This window comes from Pradoshia sp. Z5_111 (assembly GCF_058267535.1).
Map to the genome: position 1 here is coordinate 1 of NZ_JBZCPQ010000022.1, position 4,477 is coordinate 4,477.

At 40.0% G+C, this 4,477-nt stretch carries 4 protein-coding genes and 1 rRNA gene; all 5 read left to right on the forward strand.

Annotation, left to right across the window (positions count from 1 at the left end):
- A 5S ribosomal RNA gene (gene rrf / locus AC4D4A_RS19230) occupies window positions 1-76 on the forward strand; the annotation flags it as partial.
- Between the two features lie 252 nt (window positions 77-328).
- Complete coding sequence (locus AC4D4A_RS19235) at window positions 329-790, forward strand: CtsR family transcriptional regulator (RefSeq protein WP_066103078.1); 462 nt, start codon at window positions 329-331, stop codon at window positions 788-790.
- Between the two features lie 24 nt (window positions 791-814).
- Window positions 815-1,348, forward strand: a complete 534-nt coding sequence (mcsA, locus tag AC4D4A_RS19240) for a protein-arginine kinase activator protein McsA (RefSeq protein ID WP_490997311.1) — start codon at window positions 815-817, stop codon at window positions 1,346-1,348.
- On the forward strand, window positions 1,345-2,424 hold the full coding sequence (gene mcsB / locus AC4D4A_RS19245; RefSeq protein WP_490997312.1) for a protein-arginine kinase McsB: 1,080 nt from the start codon (window positions 1,345-1,347) through the stop codon (window positions 2,422-2,424). The genes mcsA and mcsB overlap by 4 nt, the downstream gene beginning before the upstream one ends.
- Window positions 2,425-2,436: 12 nt before the next feature.
- Window positions 2,437-4,477: ATP-dependent protease ATP-binding subunit ClpC (gene clpC / locus AC4D4A_RS19250; protein WP_490997313.1), on the forward strand; the 2,041-nt coding region annotated here is incomplete at its 3' end.

Below are 4,477 nucleotides of genomic sequence, written 5' to 3' on the forward strand. Positions count from 1 at the left end.
GAACACGGAAGTTAAGCTCTTCAGCGCCGATGGTAGTTGGGACGCGAGTCCCTGTGAGAGTAGGACGTTGCCGGGCAGACAAAACCAGTTCAAATTGAACTGGTTTTTTTGTATTTTAAAGAAAAAAGATCCTTTTTATAAGAAGGTTTCAGGGTTTTAAAAAAGGAAATTTGGGTAGAATTGAAGTATTGGTTTTTTATAAAAAGTCAATTGTGCAGTATACATATAAAAGGTTAGAGTAAAGTATAATGATTGCCAAATTGAGGATGCTTTTGTATAATTATAGTCAAATATAGTCAAAGTCAAAATGGTGAGAGGGGGAGCCTATATGAAAAATATTTCCGATATTATTGAAAATTATTTGAAGAGCGTTCTCGATATAAGCGAGAAAGAATTGGTAGAGATTAAAAGAAGCGAAATTGCTGATAAGTTCCAATGCGTTCCCTCTCAAATTAATTATGTGATCAATACTCGTTTTACGATCGAAAGAGGTTATCTGGTAGAAAGTAAACGGGGTGGCGGGGGTTATATTCGTATAATGCGGGTGCAGTCCCATGACAGAGCACATTTAATTGAACAAATCAGTAATTTGGTTGGACAGCGTATCTCGCAAAGTAATTCTGAGGATTTGATTGGCAGATTAGTTGAGGAAGAAGTTATATCTTCTCGAGAAGCAAAAATCATGTTGAGTGTAATGGACCGTTCTGTACTCCATTATGATTTACCTGAACGAGATGAATTGCGTGCGAGAATCTTAAAGGCGATGTTTATGACATTAAGGTATAAATGAGTTGCTACGGGGAGGGTGAAAACAATGCTTTGTCAGGAATGTAACGAAAGACCCGCTACGATGAAGGTTACAAAAATCGTTAACGGTAAACAAACGGAAGTAAACCTTTGTGAATATTGTGCTGATGAAAAAGGCGATTTCTTTTCATTCAATAATCTGTTAGCGGGTTTATTAAATATGGGATTAGGTATGAAATCTACCAACTCTAAATCCTCCTTTAGTAATGAAGATCAACTGACATGTCCCCATTGTGGGTTAACATATCGTGAATTTGTTAATATCGGTAGATTTGGATGTTCGGAGTGCTATAAGACATTCAATCCATATTTAGAATCTATTTTAAGAAAACTGCATGGAGGGAATGTTCATCATAACGGCAAAATTCCTAAACGTGCTGGTGGAACTTTACATATAAGAAAGCAAATAAATGATTTAAAGGCTCAAATCAATGGTTATGTAGAGGCAGAGGAATTTGAGAAGGCAGCAGAAGTCAGGGATCAGATTCGTTCATTAGAGAAGGAAATTGAAGCCTCTCAAGAAGGGGGCGAACAAAAATGACAATTGAACACTTTATGGAAAATGCCATCAGCTCATGGATGAACCAGGAAGGACCAGAATCAGATATTGTATTGAGCTCAAGAGTCCGATTAGCCAGAAACGTAAAAAATGTTGCCTTTCCAATTGTTTTTTCACAGGAAGAAGCCAAAAGATTACTAAAAAAAGTTGAAGATCGTATTGGCGGTCAGTATCTTTCAGGTTTAGGACACTTGGAAATGGTAAAAATGATAGATCTAAATCCATTAGATAAGCAAGTACTGGTAGAAAAGCATTTAATAAGCCCGCTGTTGGCAAAACATAAAGATGTAGGAGCCTGTCTAATTTCAGAAAATGAAGAAGTCAGCATAATGGTTAATGAAGAAGATCATATCCGGATTCAATGTCTATTCCCTGGACTGCAAATTTCTGAGGCTCTCGAAGTAGCCAGCCGAATTGATGATTGGGTAGAGAGTGAATTGGACTATGCATTCGATGAAAAAATTGGATATCTAACGAGTTGTCCCACGAATGTTGGAACTGGGTTAAGAGCATCTGTCATGGTTCATTTACCGGGCATTGTATTAACAAGACAGATAGACAGAGTAGTATCTGCTATTAATCAATTGGGATTGGTTGTGCGCGGTATCTATGGTGAGGGCAGTGAGGCACTGGGGAATATATTCCAAATATCCAATCAAATGACGCTCGGAAAGACCGAGGAAGACATCGTTGATGATTTAACCAGTGTAGTGGAACAGATTATTATGCAGGAAAAAGCAGCAAGGGACACATTAGTACAATCATCAAACATACAATTGGAAGATAGGGTTTTCCGTTCACTTGGTATACTGTCTCATGCCAGAATCATTGAATCCAAGGAAGCGGCAAAATGTTTATCAGATGTTAGATTAGGTATTGATTTAGGTTACATTCCTAATATATCTAAACATATATTAAATGAATTAATGATTGTTACTCAGCCTGGATTCCTTCAGCGATATGCAGGAGGAGAGTTGAATTCAAAAAACAGGGATATTCGAAGGGCTACTTTAATCAGGGATCGATTATTGATGGAAGATAAAACACAAGATGAATAGGAGGAACACATAATGATGTTTGGTCGATTCACAGAAAGAGCACAAAAAGTATTGGCACTTGCACAGGAAGAGGCAATTAGGCTTGGGCATAATAATATTGGCACTGAACATATCTTGCTTGGTTTAGTGAGAGAAGGGGATGGAATAGCTGCTAAAGCTCTCTATGCTCTTGGGTTAAGTCCTGAAAAAATTCAGGAAGAGGTTGAGAACCTGATTGGTAAGGGATCTGAGACTGTACAAACTATTCATTATACTCCTCGTGCTAAAAAAGTCATTGAATTGTCTATGGATGAAGCGAGAAAGCTGGGACATTCTTATGTGGGTACTGAACATGTCTTATTAGGGTTAATTCGTGAAGGCGAAGGTGTAGCAGCCCGTGTTCTGAATAATCTGGGTGTAAGCTTAAATAAAGCAAGACAACAGGTATTACAGCTCTTAGGCAGCAATGAAGCAGGTATTCATCAGGGAGGATCAGCTTCTGCAGCAAGCACGCCTACCTTAGATAGCCTTGCCCGTGATCTGACTGTGATTGCCAGAGAAGGCAGCCTGGATCCAGTTATAGGGCGAAATAAAGAAATACAACGGGTTATTGAGGTATTAAGTCGTCGTACTAAAAATAATCCTGTGCTTATTGGTGAACCGGGAGTCGGTAAAACAGCGATTGCAGAAGGGCTCGCCCAACAAATCGTTAATAATGAAGTCCCTGAGATTCTTCGAGATAAAAGAGTTATGACGCTTGATATGGGTACAGTAGTTGCCGGTACGAAATATCGCGGTGAATTTGAAGATCGCCTCAAAAAAGTAATGGACGAAATTCGTGCTGCGGGTAATATTATTCTATTTATTGATGAACTCCATACCTTAATTGGTGCAGGTGGAGCAGAAGGGGCGATTGATGCCTCCAATATTCTAAAACCTTCATTGGCTAGAGGGGAATTGCAATGTATCGGGGCTACAACCCTCGATGAATATCGAAAATATATTGAAAAAGATGCAGCTTTGGAAAGACGCTTTCAGCCTATTCAGGTGGATGAGCCAACAATTGAGGAATCTATCCAAATACTTAAAGGCTTGCGCGATCGCTATGAGGCACATCACAGGGTATCAATCACAGATGAAGCAATCGATGCTGCAGTTAAGTTATCTGATCGGTATATCTCAGATCGGTTCCTACCAGATAAGGCAATTGACCTGATCGATGAATCAGGTTCCAAGGTAAGACTTCGTTCCTACACCACGCCGCCTAATTTAAAGGAGCTTGAAGTGCGCCTGGAAGAGGCACGAAAAGAGAAGGATGCGGCTGTTCAAAGTCAGGAATTTGAAAAAGCGGCATCATTGCGTGATATCGAGCAAAAATTACGTGAAGAACTTGAGAATACAAAACGTGATTGGAAAGAGAAACAAGGGAAAGAAAACAGCGAAGTTACTGTAGAAGATATTGCGCACGTTGTATCGAGCTGGACTGGTATACCGGTTACGAAGCTTGCGCAAACTGAATCTGATAAGCTTCTAAACATGGAGGAGATTCTCCATAACCGTGTCATTGGTCAGGAAGAAGCGGTTATAGCTATATCTAAAGCTGTGCGCAGAGCAAGAGCCGGACTAAAAGACCCTAAACGTCCAATCGGGTCATTTATCTTCCTTGGCCCTACAGGGGTTGGTAAAACAGAATTGGCAAGAGCACTGGCTGAGTCAATGTTTGGCGATGAAGATGCAATGATTAGAATAGATATGTCTGAATATATGGAGAAACATTCAACATCCCGCCTTGTTGGATCACCTCCAGGGTATGTTGGATATGAGGAAGGCGGACAATTGACAGAAAAGGTTCGCCGTAAGCCATATTCCGTAGTGCTCCTTGATGAAATTGAAAAAGCGCACCCGGATGTCTTTAATATCCTGTTACAGGTATTAGAAGATGGACGTCTGACGGATTCAAAGGGCAGGACAGTAGATTTCCGTAATACAATCTTGATTATGACTTCCAATGTCGGAGCTCATAGTTTGAAAAAGAATCGATATGTTGGGTTCAATATGCAGGATCAAGGCCAGG